Source organism: Sphingomonas bacterium (genome assembly GCF_903642285.1).
Classification (GTDB): domain Bacteria; phylum Pseudomonadota; class Alphaproteobacteria; order Sphingomonadales; family Sphingomonadaceae; genus Sphingomonas.
The window spans coordinates 18,660-33,332 of sequence record NZ_CAHJWJ010000031.1 but is presented as its reverse complement, the minus strand read 5'-3'; the positions used below and the strand labels follow the sequence as shown (position 1 = coordinate 33,332).

The following is a 14,673-nucleotide window of genomic DNA, read 5'->3' as shown; positions in this document are numbered from 1 at the left end:
CACCGCCGCCGCCACTAAAGCCGCCGCCACCGCCGCCGCTGCGGAACCCGCCGCCACCGCCGCCACCGCCGAAGCCGCCACCACCGCCGAAGCGATCGCCACCCCCGCCGCCATAGCTGCTGCCGCCGCCCCCGAACCGGTCGCCACCGCCGGTGTTGAAGCCGCCGCCGCCACCGAAATCATCGCCGCCGAATCCGTCGCGCTTGTCGCGCCCACGTCCGCCACGATTGCCGCGGCCACCCTTGTCGAAACTCATAACCCTGTTCGTCTTCCCGGTTCGTCCAGATCGATAACCTAAAGAACCTTCGTGCCGGACGACGAACGCGGTCCTTCGGACGCGAAACCTTTTGCGCCACGAGACTCGCCATAGCGTAAAGCGCAAGCCCCGGCGAATAAAATCGCGAATGCCACGCCGGTTCCCCGTCGATCTTTGCGCAAGCGCGGCGACGACGCCACACCGGCTATCGACGGCCGGCCATTGAGCCCGCGGCCCGCCGCGGCTAGGGCACGGGGATGACCGTTCATTTCCACGAAGAAGACGTGCCCGCCGACCTGTTCGCGCCCGCTGCATCGATCGCGGTGGATACCGAGACGATGGGGTTGATAACCCCGCGCGACCGGCTGTGCGTGGTGCAGCTGTCCGACGGCGGACCGGACGAGCATCTGGTGCGCTTCGCCGCGGGCAGCGCCTATGCCGCGCCCAATCTGAAGGCGCTGCTCGCCGACCCGGCGCGCCTGAAGCTGTACCATTTCGGCCGGTTCGATATCGCGGCACTGCAACATTATCTTGGCATCGTCGCCGCACCGGCCTGGGATACCAAGATCGCGTCGCGCCTGATCCGCACCTATACCGATCGCCACGGGTTGAAGGAACTGGTCCGCGAACTCCTGTCGCAGGAATTGTCGAAGGTGCAGCAATCCTCCGACTGGGGCGGTCCCGCATTGTCCGACGCGCAGAAGGATTACGCCGCGTCCGATGTCCGTTTCCTCCACCGGTTGAAGGACGAACTGGAACGGCGGCTGGTGCGCGAGGGGCGGATGGACCTGGCGCAGGCGTGTTTCGACTTCCTGCCGACACGCGCCGCGCTCGACATCGCCGGCTGGCCCGAGATCGATATCTTCGCGCATGCGTGAGGTCGGGCATCATGTCTGAGATCGCCCGCGCGGTCCGTTCGCAGCGCCAGCACTGGGCCGCGCCGGGCAGTCGCCACGACCGCCTGGTCGGGACCGCGCGGATCGTGCTGCCGGTCGGGATCGGCGTGATGGTGGCGTTCCTGGTGCTGGCCCCGCTGTTGAACGTCGGCGAGGCGTCGTTCGTGCTCGACAAGAACAAGGTCGAGGTCGCCAAGGAGCGCCTGAAGATCCAGGCCGCGCAATATCGCGGCGAGGACCAGAAGGGGCAACCGTTCGACCTGACCGCGAAGTCCGCGATCCAGCATAGCTCCGCCGAACCGATCGTGCAGCTGTCCGATCTCAGCGCGCGCGTCCGGTTGAGCGACGGGCCGGCGAACATCCACGCGGATTCGGGGGTGTACGACATGGACAGCGAGAAGGTGAAGCTGATCGGTCCGCTGAACTTCACCGGACCAAAGGGCTACGACCTGAAGACGCGCGACGCCACGGTCGATCTGAAGACGCGGCAGATGCAGAGCGGCGGTGCGGTGACGGGGACGACATCGCAAGGCGTCTTCAGCGCCGATTCGCTCCACGCCGATATGGAGAACCGCATCGTGACGCTGGACGGCAATGCACGCTTGCGGATATCGCCCCGAGGCACGAGATAAGGCATATGCGCCGGCTCCTATCCCTCGCCTTCCTGCTCGCCGGTACGCCCGCGTTCGCGCAGACCCGCCACGACTCGACCGCGCCGATTAATTTCGACGCCGCGCACATCGAATTGCAGGACAAGGCGAACCGCGCGGTCCTGTCGGGCAATGTCGTCGTCAAGCAGGCGGAGATGACATTGACCGCGCCGCGCATGACGGTCGCCTATACCGGGCAGGTGGTCGGCGGCAGCCCGCAGGTCTCGCGGCTCGATGCGGCGGGTGGGGTCACCGTCATCCGCCCTGGCCAGGTCGCGAAGAGCCAGTACGGGGTGTATGATCTCGACAAGCGGATCGTGACGATGCTCGGCGCGGTATCGCTGACGCAGGGCGGCAACACCGTGAATGGCGGCCGGCTGACGATGAACATGGATACCGGACGCGCGGTGATCGACGGATCGTCGGTTGCGGGCGGTGCCGGCGGCAGTGCGGCGGGCGGCGTGGTGACGCAGGGCGGCAGCCGGGTCAGCGGCACCTTCTCGGTCCCCAAGCGCAACTGATCGCGCGCGGGGCAGCGCTCGCCGCTGCCATCACGAATTCGCGAACATGCAGGTTTCCTGCCAACCGGCCGTGCGGTAACGAACGGTCAACCAATCTTTGCGAGGTCCAGCGATATGGATGCCGTTACCCTGACGCCGCGCGATGTCGCCGAGCCGGTTGCCGAGGCGCCGATGACGCGCGGTCTGCAGGTCGTCTCGATCGCGAAATCCTACGACAAGCGCGTCGTGCTGTCCGACGTGTCGCTGTCGGTCGGCCGCGGCGAGGTCGTGGGACTGCTCGGCCCCAATGGTGCGGGCAAGACGACCAGCTTCTATTCGGTGATGGGGCTGGTGAAGCCCGATGCGGGCCGGATCATGCTCGACGGCGAGGATATCACCGGACTGCCGATGTACCGCCGCGCGATCCTGGGGCTCGGATACCTGCCGCAGGAGACGTCGATCTTCCGCGGACTGTCGATCGAAAAGAACATCCTGACCGTCCTCGAACTGTCCGAACCCGACAAGGTCGCGCGCCAGAAGAAGCTCGACACGCTGCTCGAGGAATTCGGCTTGACCCGGCTGCGCACCGCGCCCGCGATGGCGCTGTCGGGCGGCGAGCGCCGCCGCGCGGAAATCGCGCGTGCGCTGGCGGCGAGCCCGTCGATCATGCTCCTCGACGAGCCGTTCGCAGGCATCGACCCGATCTCGATCGCCGACATCCGCGATCTGGTGAAGGACCTGCGCCGCCGCGATATCGGCGTGCTCATCACCGATCACAACGTCCGCGAGACGCTGGAGATCGTCGACCGCGCGTACATCATCTATGATGGCCGGGTGCTGTTCGCGGGGTCGCCCGCGGAACTGGTGGCCGACGCGAACGTGCGCCGGCTATACCTCGGCGAGACGTTTTCGCTTTAGGGTGATGGCGGGACACGCGCCTCGATCCCTTCTTCCCTCTCCCCTTGTGGGAGAGGGAGGGAGCAGCCGCAGGCTGCGGAAGGGTGAGGGGGACGTACGTGTCGGGAAGCGGGCCGTCCCCCCTCACCCTTCCCACGCGCGTTGCGCGCGGGCCCCTTCCCTCTCCCACAAGGGGAGAGGGAGTTAAGCCATGACCCTCGCGCCGCGCCTCGACCTGCGCCAGTCGCAATCGCTGGTCATGACCCCCCAGCTGCAGCAGGCGATCAAGCTGCTCGCGCTGTCCAACCTGGAAATCGAAACCTTCATCGCCGAGGAGATCGAACGCAACCCGCTGCTCGAGGCGGGGCAGGGCGATGTCGTGAAGACCCCCGAACGCCCCGAAGCCCCCGAGCCCGCGGGTGCCGACGCGCTGGTGACGGGAGCCGTCGCCGCCGAACCGCTCGACCTCGACTACGCCACCGAAAGCCATCAGTCGGACAGCGCGGCGGATGGCGGCGGCGGGTTCGACGGCGCGCTGGGCGGCGGTGCGGGGGCGGGGAGCGGCGAGGCGGTCGACCTCGACTCGTTCGCCGACACCGCCGGCAGCCTCGCGGATCATCTGATGGCGCAGGCGGGCGCGACGATCGACCCCGCCGACATGGCCGTCGCCGCGCATCTGATCGACCAGATCGACGAGGCGGGCTATCTGACCGCCAATCTGCTCGACATCGCCAACCGGCTCGGGGTGCCGCTCGTGCGCGTGCAGGCGGTGCTGGCGATCGTCCAGACCTTCGACCCCACCGGCGTCGGTGCGCGCGATCTCGCGGAATGCATCGCGATCCAGGCAAAGGAGGCGGATCGCTACGACCCCTGCATGGCGCGGCTGATCGAGCATCTCGACCTCGTCGCGCGCGGCGAACGCGCGCGGCTGAAGCGGATCTGCGGGGTCGACGACGAGGATCTGGCGGACATGATCCGCGAACTGCGCGGCTACGATCCCAAGCCCGGCTGCCGGATCGGCGGTGCACCGACGCAAGCCGTGATCCCCGATCTGTTCGTCGTGAAGACCGGTAGCGGCTGGGCGATCGAGCTGAACGGCGCGACGCTGCCGCGCGTGCTGGTCAACCGCCGCTATCACGCCGAATTGTCGAGCGGACCGCAGGACAAGACCGCCAAGGCGTGGCTCGGCGACATGCTCGCCAGCGCGAACTGGCTCGTGAAGGCACTCGACCAGCGCCAGCGCACGATCGTGAAGGTCGCGACTGAGATCGTGAAGCAGCAGGAGGCGTTCTTCCTGCACGGCGTCGCGCATCTGAAACCGATGACGCTGGCGCGGGTGGCGGACGCGATCGAGATGCATGAATCCACCGTCAGCCGGGTAACCTCGAACAAGTACCTGTCCTGCGCGCGCGGGCTGTACGAGCTGAAATATTTCTTCACCTCGGCAATCCAGGCCGCGGACGGCGGCGATGCGGTGTCGGCGGAAGCGGTGAAGGCCGGCATCCGCGCGCTGATTTCGGCTGAGGGAGACAAGATCCTGTCCGACGATACTTTGGTCGAACTGCTGAACGCGAAGGGCTTCGACATCGCCCGGCGGACGGTGGCGAAATACCGCGAGGCGCTTGGGATCGGCAGTTCGGTGCAGCGGCGGCGGGCGCGGGCGCTGGAGGGGGCTTAGCAATTCGGTAGGGGGGGTCTGTCCTCACCCTTCCGGCGCTTCGCGCCTCCCTCCCTCTCCCAGCGGGAGAGGGAAAAGACACCGAAGGCGGCGAAGGGTGAGGACAGGAACGTCCTTTGGCGAACCCGCGTCAGTTCGGCACCCGCCCCGCCGCCGACATCGACGCGCCCTGCGGGGGTACCGCGCTCTTCGCCTCCGCGACCGCCTCGTCATACCATGCCGCGAGGTCGCGCTTCATCTGGTGCAGCGCCTCGGGGTTCAGATACACCATGTGCCCGGCCGGATAATAACGGAACGACAGGTTCGGCTGCTGCGCGCGTTCCAGCATCATGTGGCCGAGGTCGGTCTCCGTCCCGAAGAACGGCGTCGCCATGTCGTACCAGCCGTTGAGCGACAGCACCTTCAGATACGGGTTCGCGCGCATCGCCGCGGCCAGGTCGATCGCGGTATTGGGGGTCGTCTGCTGCCCGCCATAGCCGCGCACCGGCGACTTGTGCGCCCAGTTCCACGTCCAGCCCGGCGCATCGCGCGCGGACAGGCGGTAGGGGAGTTCTGTCTTGTAGCCGAGATCGTGCGTCACATAATCGGTGAAGCTGGCGATGAACGCACTCGAGATCGCGTCGGACGAGGCGTCGGTTTCCGGGCTGTCGCCCGCCGCGTCGGTGTCGATGCCGGTATAGCGCGAATCGAACCGCCCGATCGTCTCGCGCCGGTCGCGCAGCAGTTCCTTCTGGAAGCGCGCGAGGTCGACGCGCAGGTCGGACCGCTTGATGAAATCCGCCGACAACCCGGTCAGCGCGCTCATCTGCTGGGCGATGGCGTCCTCCTCCTGCACGCCGATCGCCTGCCCCTTCGCGAGCGCCGAGGCATAGGGACCGAGCGCGAAGGCGCGCGCCTGCGCGGCGGCGGTCGCGGCATCGGCGGGGGGATTGGCGAGCTTGTGGTGATACCAGGCAGTCGTCGCATAGCTCGGCAGGTAGTTGATAAACACCTGGTCGAGCCCCGGCTGGCGGCTGCCGTAATTCATGATCGACGACAACAGCACGACGCCGTTCAGCGCCATCCCGCGGTCTTGCAACTGGTATGCGAGCGCGCCCGAGCGGGTGGTCCCGTAGCTCTCGCCGAACAGGAATTTGGGGCTGTTCCAGCGGCCGTATTTGGTGGCGTAGCGCAGGATCGCCTTGGCGAACGCGTCCGCATCCTCGTCCACGCCGTAGAAGGCCGCGGGCTTGGTGTCGCCCAGCGGCCGCGACCAGCCGGTGCCGACCGCGTCGATGAACACCATGTCGGTCTTGTCGAGCAGCGTGTCGGGATTGGGGCCGACGTCGTACGGCGCGGGCTTGATGAATTCGGGGTTGGCGGTCTTCAGCCGCGTCGGCCCGAACGACCCCATGCGCAGCCAGAAGGTCGGGCTGCCGGGCCCGCCATTGTAGAAGAACGTCACCGGCCGCTTCGTGCCCGGCCGCACGCCGTCCAGCACATAGGCGGTGTAGAACAGGCTGGCGGTCGGCTTGCCCTCGGTATCGCGGATCGTCAGCGTGCCCGCGGTGGCAGTGTAGCCGAGCGCGCGGGAGTCGACGGTGACGGAGCCGTGCGACTTCACCTCCTGCTCGTCGACCGGGGCATTGGCATAGCCCGCCTCGGCCGCGGCCTTCTGCTTGTCGGCATTGCTGTCCGCGATCGACTTGTCGCCGCCCTTGCGCAGTTCCTTCTGCGCGAGGGCAGGGGTGGCGAGGAGGAGGAGCGTGGCGAGGGTGAGCGGTCGGCGCATTTGGGTTCCCGTGTCTGTTAGGCGGGCTATCCTGCCGGAATATGATGGAATGGCAACCGCTTCGTACCCGATCCTGCGGCAACATTTCCCCACCCCGGCGAAGGCCGGGGCCCAGTTGCCAAGGTGGTGGTAACTCTGGGGGTCCCTTCGCCTGGATCGTCTCGCAACTGGGCCCCGGCCTTCGCCGGGTGGAGCAGGTTGTGAGGTTCACCTACCCCCGATACCGCATCGCCACATCGCACCGCGCATACCGCGCGCCATAATCGCGCAGGATGTCCGCATCGTGGACGAACCCTGCCTTTTCGTACAAATGGATCGCCGCCGCGCAGCGGCTGCTGGTCAGCAGATACAGCGTGTCCGCCCCTAGCTCGGCGGCGCGGGCGATCATCGCGTGCAGCAGGCATTCGCCCGCCTTCCTGCCCCTCGCGGACTCCAGCACCCCCATCTTCGTCAGTTCGAAGCGGCCCTCGCCCGTCTTCTGCAACGCGCAGGTGCCGACGACGCCGAGCCCCTCCGCCGCAACGAAGTGGATATCGCCGCCGGGGTCGATGATCCGCGCGCGCGGATGCTCCAGCACCTCGCGGTCGGTCGGCTCCAGCGTGAACATCGTCTCGATCCACTGGGCGTTGATGGCGTGGAATGCGCCAGCGAGATCATCGGTGAAGGGGAGGATGGTGAGCGTTGGGGTGGGCATGAAGTCTGGGTTACAGGAACCGTCGCAAGAACGGCAAGCGCCGCGGCGAAGCCGCGTCGGTCGGGGCTTGGAGCCCCGCCGGCCGGATGCGCCTTAAGCTCGGCCGCTGCTTCGCTGCTGCCTTGCCGGCGCGTTAGTCATCCTCGTCCTCGAACCCCACCAACGCCAACGCCCGCGCCTTCATCTGCCGCGTCGAGCACCAATGGACCAGCGCCTCCTCGCGGCCATGCGTCACCCACACCTCTTGCGGTGCGATCTCGATGAGCGTGTCGGTCAGTTCGTCCCAATCGGCATGGTCTGACAGGATCAGCGGCAGTTCGACATTCTTCTGCCGCGCACGCTGGCGCACCCGCATCCAGCCGCTGGCCATCGCGGTGATCGGGTCGGGCAGCCGCCTCGACCAGCGATCGTTCAGCGCGCCGGGCGGGCACATCACGACATGGCCCTGCATCGCCGCCTTGGGCACGCCCGCGACCGGGATCAGCTCGCCCAGCCGCACGCCGTGGTCCGCATACAGGTCGCACAGCCGCCGCAGCGCGCCGTGGATGTAGATCGGCGCCTCGTGGCCGCGCTCGCGCAGTTCGGCGATGACGCGCTGCGCCTTGCCCAGCGCATAGGCCCCGACGAGCACGCAGCGGTCGGGATTGGCGTGGAGCGCGGCGATCAGCTTGTCGATCTCGTCGCCCGTATCGGGGTGGCGGAACACCGGCAGCCCGAACGTCGCCTCGGTCACGAAGACGTCGCAGGCGACCGGTTCGAACGCCGCGCAGGTCGGGTCGGCGCGGCGCTTGTAATCGCCCGACACCACCACCCGCTCGCCGCGGTGGTCGAGCACGATCTGCGCGGAGCCGAGCACATGCCCCGCGGGGACGAAGCCGACGCGGACATCGCCCAACTCGATGCTTTCGCCATACGCAACCGGGTGCCCGGCTTGCGGGCCGTAGCGCGCGTCCATGATCGCCAGCGTCTCGGGGGTCGCCCACACCGCTTCGTGCCCGCCGCGCGCGTGGTCGGCATGGCCGTGCGTGACCAGCGCGCGGGCGCTGGGGATCGAGGGGTCGATCCAGGCGTCCGCGGGCTTGACGTAGAGGCCGTGAGGATGGGGTTCGAGCCAGTCGCCTAGGCGGGGCATGGGGCGTCCCCGAAACCGGCGGCCCTCGCAGCCCCCACCCCGGCGGAGGCCGGGGCCCAGTTGCGCCGGTTGCGGTAACAAAGGGCATTGCGCGCCACGATCGTGCCGCAACTGGGCCCCGGCCTTCGCCGGGGTGGGGAATAGGGCGCAGGGCAGGCAAGCATTACCGTCCCCGTCCCACCCGAACGCTTGCCAGAACCGCATCGATCTGCGCCGCTGCGATGACCTGCGTCGGCGGATATCGCGGCAGGTCGTCCGCCGCCGTTACCAAATAGGTCGCGCGGTCGATCGCATAGCAGACCCCGTCCACCACCGTCCGCAGGTCGGTCGCCACGATCGCCTGGCTCATCCCCGCATCGCCGTTGCGGTACGCGGTCCAGCGATGCCCGCCGAGCATCCGGTCGGGCAACCGCTTGCCGCTGCCGAGCGCCCCGGTCGTGCCGCAATGCGCCACCACGCTCGCATCGCGGCTCAGGCCGATCTGGATCAGTTCGGTGACGACGCCCGGCCCGTCGGTCGGGCGTGCACCCTGCGAGAAGCGGACCACGCCCGTCCCCGTCCCGACCGCGGCCCCGTCCCAGGACAAGCGCCATCCCGAAGACATCAGCGATCGCCCGCCGAAATCATGCCCGGGCGTCAGGTACGCGGGATAGGTCAGGCGGACGAGCCCGCCCGCGCCGGTATAATGGCGCTGCAACGGCGTCGCACCCACCGCGGCGGCGATCGCCAGCAGGAGCAGCACCAAATGGGCCGGGTGAATCCTCTCCATGACGCGGTCAACGGCCGAGGTCGGAACAGGCTCCATGGCGGGTCCGTGCAAGGGTTCCCATATGACGACCGATGCGCGTGAACCGTCCGTGAGCGACCCCCTGCCGACCCTCCCCCCGGTCCTCGCCGGCTGGTTCGCCGCGCGGCGGTGGCAGCCGCGGCGGCACCAGCTGGACATGGTCCGCGAAGCCCAGGCCGGCCGCCATGCGCTGCTGGTCGCGACGACGGGCGCGGGCAAGACGCTCAGCGGCTTCCTGCCGACGCTGATTGACCTCGTCGAGCGGCCGACCGAGGGGCTCCACACGCTCTATGTCTCGCCGCTGAAGGCGCTGGCGGTCGATATCCAGCGCAACCTGCTCGCACCCGTCGAGGAGATGGGCCTCGATATCCGGGTCGAGACGCGCACCGGCGACACGCCGTCCGATCGCAAGGCGCGGCAGCGGATCCGGCCGCCGCAGATCCTGCTGACGACGCCCGAATCACTGTCGCTGCTGCTCAGCTATCCGGACAGCGTCACGATGTTCGCCGGGCTGAAGACGATCGTCGTCGACGAGGTCCACGCCTTCGCGACCGGCAAGCGCGGCGACCTGTTGTCGCTCGGCATGGCCCGCCTCCAGCGGATCGCGCCGTCGCTGCGCCGTGTCGCGCTGTCCGCGACGGTCGCGGACCCGGACGGTTACCGCGCCTGGCTCGCGCCGGACGGCGATATCGACGCGGTCGCGCTGGTGCAGGGGGAGCCCGGCGCGCCGCCCGACATCGCGATCCTCCTGCCGGAAGGACGCGTGCCGTGGTCGGGCCATTCGGGCCGCTACGCCGCCGAACAGGTGATGGCGGAGATCGAGACGCACAAGACGACGATCGTCTTCTGCAACACGCGCTCGCTGTGCGAGCTGATCTTCCAGGACCTGTGGAAGGTCAATGCGATGTCGCTGCCGATCGGCGTCCACCACGGGTCGCTGAGCCTGGATGCGCGGCGCAAGGTGGAGAGCGCGATGGCGGCGGGGCGGCTGCGCGCATTGGTCGCGACGTCCAGCCTCGATCTGGGCGTCGACTGGGGCGATGTCGATTGCGTGATCCAGATGGGCGCGCCCAAGGGATCGTCGCGCCTGCTCCAGCGGCTCGGCCGTTCCAACCACCGGCTCGACGAGGCATCGGAGGGCATCCTCGTGCCCGGCAACCGCTTCGAATATCTCGAGGCGCGCGCCGCGCTCGACGCGGTGGAGGCGGGGGAACTCGATCCGGACGTGTTCCTCATGGGGTCGCTCGACGTGCTGGCGCAGCATGTCATGGCCTGCGCCTGCGCCGCGCCGTTCGACCAGGCGGCGCTGCTCGACGAGATACGCGGCGCGCTCCCTTACTCGGGGCTCACCGACGAGGCGTTCGACCGCGTGCTCGGCTTCATCCGCGACGGCGGGTACAGCCTGAAGGCGTATGAGCGGTTCAAGCGGCTGACGCAGGACACCGACGGCACCTGGCGCGTCAGCCACCCGAAATTCACGACCCAGCACCGGTTGAACGCCGGCATCATCGTCGAGGCGACGATGCTGACGGTGCGCTTCAGGAACGGTCGTTCGCTCGGCAAGGTCGAGGAGGGGTTCGCCGCGAGTCTCAGCCACGGCGACACTTTCTTCTTCGCCGGATTGAGCCTGGAGGTCGAGAAGATCGACACCGAGGACCTGATCGTCCGCGCGACCAGCCGCCCGGCGCGAATCCCGACCTATGGCGGCAGCCGGATGGCGCTGTCGACCAGCCTCGCCGACCGCGTCCGCCATTTCCTCGCCGAACCGGACGAATGGGCGCGCTTCCCAAGCGATGTCCGCGAATGGCTGGAATATCAGCGCGCACGGTCCGCACTGCCGACCCCCGATCAGCTGCTGGTCGAGACGTTCCCGCGCGAAGGGCGGCATTACATGGTCGCGTACAGCTTCGAGGGGTGGAACGCGCACCAGTCGCTGGGCATGCTGCTGACTCGGCGGATGGAAACGCTCGGGCTGAAGCCGCTCGGGTTCGTCGCCAACGACTACGCCATCGCGACCTATTCGATCGACAAGGTGGCCGATCCCGCCGCCTTGTTCTCCGCCGACATACTGGAACATGAGTTCGTCGACTGGGTGCAGCAGTCGCACCTGCTCAAACGCGCGTTCCGCGAGGTCGCGGTGATCGGCGGGCTGGTCGAGCGGCAGCATCCGGGCAAGCGCAAGACCGGGCGGCAGGTGACGTTCTCGACCGACCTGATCTACGACGTGCTGCGCCGCTACGAACCCGGGCATCTGCTGCTGGAGGCGGCGTGGGCGGATGCGCGCGCGAAGATGACCGATGTCGGGCGCCTTGCAGCATTGCTCGACCGCGCGGCCGCGACGATGCTGCACATTGACCTCCCCCGGATCACCCCGCTCGCGGTGCCGGTGATGACGCTGATCGGGCGCGAGAAGGTGGCGACGGGGTCGTCGGACGACGCGCTGCTGGTGGAGGCCGAGGCGCTGGCGGCGGAGGCGATGCGGCTGGATTGAGGGGGGCTCTGTCGCCCCCGGGGCTCGTCCCGACATGACGGGAGAAGACAGGACGGCGGGGACAGGAGAAACCGCTGTCCTACACACCCCCCTTTATGATCCACCCCTTCGCATGATCCCCACGCTCGCCCGGCTTCTGTCCTCGTCCGCCCGTCACCGCCGCGCGGGAGGCGATTTCCGCCCTGACGTGCCGTGTGGTTCGTCCACTTCCGATTGCCTTTTTGCAATCGCGACGTGCGACTCGGGCGGCCCCGCCCCCACCTCGGCGAAGGCCGGGGCCCAGTTGCCGGACGATCGTGGCGGCGGAGCACGTCGTTACGACGACTTGCGCGACTGGGCCCCGGCCTTCGCCGGGGTGGGGCGAGGACGGGTGCGCGCGCCGCTTGCCAAACGCCGCGACCGGGCGCAGCATCGGCACCATGAAAAAGGGGTGGAGAGGCCCGTTACTGCTGGCCGCAACGATCGCCATACCGGCGTCGGCGCAGATCGGTGTGCCGCCGCTCCACATCGCCAACCCCAGCCCCGCCCCCGTCCCGCTCGCCGACGACGGGGCGCTCGCGTTCGGCGATGCGCAGGCGCGGATGACGGTGCCGGTCACGATCGGCGTACGCGGGCCGTGGCCGTTCATCGTCGATACCGGCGCGGAACGCACCGTGGTGTCGCGCGAACTGGCGGGGGTGCTCGGGCTCGTCGCGGGTACCGACGTTCGCGTGACCGCGATGACCGGCACGACCATGGTCGGCACCGTCATCGTGCCGACCCTGTCGGTCAGCACCATCTCGCACCGCACGATCGCCGCGCCGGCGCTGGAGACGCGGAACCTGGGTGCGCTCGGCATGCTGGGGCTCGACGCGTTGCAGGGGCACAGCGTCGCGATCGATTTCGACCATGCGCGGATGACGCTTCGCCCTTCGCGCAGCCGGTCGGCACATGTCGCGGCGGCCCCCGACGAGATCGTCGTGGTGGCGAAGTCGCTCTACGGGCAGTTGATCGTCACCGATGCGCATTGGCGCGGGGTCCGGATCGCGGTCATCATCGACACCGGATCGCCGGTGTCGATCGGCAACCATGCGCTGCTCGCCGCGATGACGAAGCCGCCCTTGCCGCTCGGCCCGTTGTCGGTGGTATCCGCGACCGGCCAGATACTTACTGCGGACGCCTATGCGGTCGACCGGCTGAACATCGGCAGCGTCGATGTCGCCAATGTCCGCATCGCCTTTTCGGACGTTCCGCCGTTCCGCCGGTTCGGGCTGACGACCCGCCCCGCGCTGATGCTCGGCATGGACGTGCTCCGGCTGTTCCGCCTGGTGCAGATCGATTTCGCCAATCGCGAGATCCGGTTCGAACTGCCGCGCGGGATGGCGCATGGCGGGGGGCCGGCGCTGTAGCGGCTTGCCGGTTGCATCGGACCGCCGATGCCGCTCTAATCGATGGTACTTCACGGGGGACGGCGGATGATTGCTCGATTGGCGGCATGGATGGCGACGGCGGCGATGGTCGCGGTGCCGGTGGCGGCGTCGGCGCAGAGCCGACCCGACCAGCAGGCGTTCTTCGGCCTCTATAAGCAGCTGGTCGAAACCAATACGACGCTGTCGGCGGGAAGCTGCACCCAGGCGGCGGCGCAGATCGCCGGTCGGCTGACCGATGCGGGCTATCCGGCGCGCGACAATATCCCCTTTTCCGTGCCCGATCACCCCAAGGAGGGCGGGCTGGTCGCGATCCTGCCGGGCAGCGATCCGATGCTGAAGCCCATGCTGCTCCTCGCGCATCTCGATGTGGTGGAGGCCAAGCGCGAGGATTGGCAGCGCGATCCGTTCGCGCTCGTCGAGGAGAACGGCTATTATTACGCCCGCGGCACCGTCGACGACAAGGCGATGGCGGCGGTGTGGGCGGATACGATGATCCGGCTCAAGGAGGCGCATTATGTCCCGAAACGTACGATCAAGCTGGCCCTGACCTGCGGTGAGGAGACGACCTTCGCGTTCGACGGCGCGGAATGGCTGGCGAAGAACAAACCCGATCTGGTCGCCGCCGAATTCGCGCTGAACGAGGGCGGCGGCGGGCGGCTGACCGACGACGGCCGGCGCGAGACGCTGGCAATCCAGGTCGGCGAGAAGGCGGCGCAGAACTATACCTTCGCGGCGACCAATCCCGGCGGGCACAGCTCGCAGCCGACCCCGGCGAATGCGATCTACGAAATCGCCGACGCGCTCGAGGCGGTGCGGGCGTATGAATTTCCGATCCACTTCACCGACACGACCCGCGCCTTCTTCACCGCGACCGCAGCGGCGAGCCCCAAGCCGATGGCGGACGCGATCCACGCGCTGATGGCGAACCCGAACGACAAGGCTGCGGACGCCGTCGTCAGCAGCGACAAGGGGATGCATTCGACGCTGCGCACGACCTGCGTCGCGACCTTGCTGAACGCCGGCCATGCCGAGAACGCGTTGCCGCAGCGCGCGACCGCCAACGTCAATTGCCGGATCTTCCCCGGGGAAAGCGTCGACCAGACGCTGGCGACGCTGAAGCGGCTGGCGGGTCCGAAGGTGACGGTGACCGCCAACGCGCCGATCCGCCCGACCGCGATCCCGCCGACGCTGGACCCGAAGATCGTGGGACCCGCGCGCGCGGTGGCGGCGAAGCACTTCCCCGGCGTGCCGCTGGTGCCGGTGATGTCGACTGGCGCGACCGACGGCATCTTCCTGGAGGCGATCGGGATACCGGTCTACGGCGCGCCGGGTATCTTCCTCGACAAGGACCTGGACGGTATCCACGGGCTGAACGAGCGGATCCCGGTCAAGTCACTGTATGAAGGGCGCGATTATCTGTTCGATCTGGTGAAGGCCTATGCGGGGTAGGGGCAGACATGCGCCTTTGTCCCCACCCCGGCGGAGGCCGGGGCCCGGTTGCGGGATGCAAGG

Annotated in this window: 13 protein-coding genes; 8 read left to right on the top strand and 5 right to left on the bottom strand. The window is 68.3% G+C overall.

What is annotated here, in order from left to right; all coding sequences use genetic code 11:
* The coding region (locus HUU99_RS15405) for a hypothetical protein (RefSeq protein WP_217430834.1) at window positions 1–256 on the bottom strand (256 nt) is incomplete at its 3' end.
* Window positions 257–513: 257 nt separating this feature from the next.
* Between HUU99_RS15405 and HUU99_RS13750 the strand changes: the two genes are divergently transcribed.
* The 5 genes from HUU99_RS13750 (at window position 514) to rpoN (ending at window position 4,877) form a co-directional block, all read left to right on the top strand.
* Window positions 514–1,134, top strand: coding sequence for a ribonuclease D (locus HUU99_RS13750; protein ID WP_174287151.1), 621 nt, complete (start codon window positions 514–516; stop codon window positions 1,132–1,134).
* 11 nt (window positions 1,135–1,145) lie between these two features.
* Window positions 1,146–1,784 (top strand): LPS export ABC transporter periplasmic protein LptC, encoded by a 639-nt coding sequence (gene lptC, locus HUU99_RS13745; RefSeq protein ID WP_174287150.1) that lies wholly within the window; start codon window positions 1,146–1,148, stop codon window positions 1,782–1,784.
* 5 nt (window positions 1,785–1,789) lie between these two features.
* The gene (locus HUU99_RS13740) at window positions 1,790–2,323 is read left to right on the top strand and encodes an LptA/OstA family protein (protein ID WP_174287149.1); all 534 of its coding nucleotides are present in this window, start codon (window positions 1,790–1,792) and stop codon (window positions 2,321–2,323) included.
* Window positions 2,324–2,437: 114 nt separating this feature from the next.
* Entirely contained in the window at window positions 2,438–3,220 is a 783-nt protein-coding gene (gene lptB / locus HUU99_RS13735; RefSeq protein ID WP_375380194.1) for an LPS export ABC transporter ATP-binding protein, read from the top strand.
* Window positions 3,221–3,410: 190 nt separating this feature from the next.
* The gene (gene rpoN / locus HUU99_RS13730; RefSeq protein ID WP_174287148.1) at window positions 3,411–4,877 is read left to right on the top strand and encodes an RNA polymerase factor sigma-54; all 1,467 of its coding nucleotides are present in this window, start codon (window positions 3,411–3,413) and stop codon (window positions 4,875–4,877) included.
* 130 nt (window positions 4,878–5,007) lie between these two features.
* Here rpoN and HUU99_RS13725 read toward each other — a convergent pair whose 3' ends face one another.
* From HUU99_RS13725 to HUU99_RS13710, 4 genes are all read right to left on the bottom strand, one after another.
* Window positions 5,008–6,648 (bottom strand): S10 family peptidase, encoded by a 1,641-nt coding sequence (locus HUU99_RS13725; protein WP_174287147.1) that lies wholly within the window; start codon window positions 6,646–6,648, stop codon window positions 5,008–5,010.
* Window positions 6,649–6,859: 211 nt separating this feature from the next.
* Window positions 6,860–7,342: a GNAT family N-acetyltransferase gene (locus tag HUU99_RS13720; protein WP_174287146.1), complete on the bottom strand. Its 483-nt coding sequence runs from the start codon at window positions 7,340–7,342 to the stop codon at window positions 6,860–6,862.
* Window positions 7,343–7,475: 133 nt separating this feature from the next.
* Window positions 7,476–8,474, bottom strand: a complete 999-nt coding sequence (locus HUU99_RS13715; RefSeq protein WP_174287145.1) for a ligase-associated DNA damage response exonuclease — start codon at window positions 8,472–8,474, stop codon at window positions 7,476–7,478.
* 163 nt (window positions 8,475–8,637) lie between these two features.
* Window positions 8,638–9,243, bottom strand: coding sequence for a hypothetical protein (locus HUU99_RS13710; RefSeq protein ID WP_174287144.1), 606 nt, complete (start codon window positions 9,241–9,243; stop codon window positions 8,638–8,640).
* Between the two features lie 88 nt (window positions 9,244–9,331).
* Between HUU99_RS13710 and HUU99_RS13705 the strand changes: the two genes are divergently transcribed.
* From HUU99_RS13705 to HUU99_RS13695, 3 genes are all read left to right on the top strand, one after another.
* Entirely contained in the window at window positions 9,332–11,752 is a 2,421-nt protein-coding gene (locus tag HUU99_RS13705) for a ligase-associated DNA damage response DEXH box helicase (protein ID WP_302479993.1), read from the top strand.
* Window positions 11,753–12,171: 419 nt separating this feature from the next.
* On the top strand, window positions 12,172–13,140 hold the full coding sequence (locus HUU99_RS13700; protein WP_174287142.1) for an aspartyl protease family protein: 969 nt from the start codon (window positions 12,172–12,174) through the stop codon (window positions 13,138–13,140).
* Between the two features lie 66 nt (window positions 13,141–13,206).
* A complete protein-coding gene (locus HUU99_RS13695; protein ID WP_174287141.1) occupies window positions 13,207–14,610 on the top strand; it encodes a M20/M25/M40 family metallo-hydrolase in 1,404 nt (467 codons plus the stop codon).
* Window positions 14,611–14,673: the final 63 nt, after the last annotated feature.